This is a genomic window from Polaromonas sp. P1_G2, assembly GCF_056405515.1.
Window position 1 is genome coordinate 1 of sequence record NZ_JBFUBY010000927.1, and the last position, 509, is coordinate 509.

A 509-nucleotide genomic window follows, 5' to 3' on the forward strand; every position below is an offset into this window, starting at 1 on the left:
CCGTGGTGCGGCTGATGCCGTATTTCTCTCCGAGTTCCGGCTCCGAGGGCAGGTTTTGCCTGCCATCGAGATCGCCCAGGCAGCGATTATAGGCTTCCTTGAACACTGTGTTCTGCCGAGCCATGCAGCACCTACTCCCGTCTTTTCGTTCCCTTTACGACGCGCGGCAGCGGCGCGCGTTTTGTCATTGACGGCTAATTGTATATTGTAGATAAAAGACAAAATCAAATATGCAGAATGCTGTTCGCACAGCTTGGCCCTATCCGAGGCGGACCGCAGGCCGCAAGGGATTGCCCACAAAGGAAATTTCCAAATGAAAGCAGTGATCTGCAACGCGCCTGGCGATTTGGCGGTGATCAATCGAGATGCGCCGGGCGCGCTCAGGCCGGGCGAGGTGCGGCTTGCCATCAGTCATATCGGCATTTGCGGCACGGATTATCACATCTATGAGGGCAAGCACCCCTTTCTCGAATATCCGCGTGTGATGGGACATGAGATTTCCGCGCATG

1 protein-coding gene is annotated in these 509 nt (G+C 55.6%); it reads left to right on the top strand.

Features of this window, described 5'->3' with window-relative positions:
* Positions 1 to 313 precede the first annotated feature (313 nt).
* Positions 314 to 509, top strand: a 196-nt coding sequence (locus AC1D0P_RS28375) for an alcohol dehydrogenase catalytic domain-containing protein (protein WP_477679785.1), incomplete at its 3' end; no start/stop codon positions are given.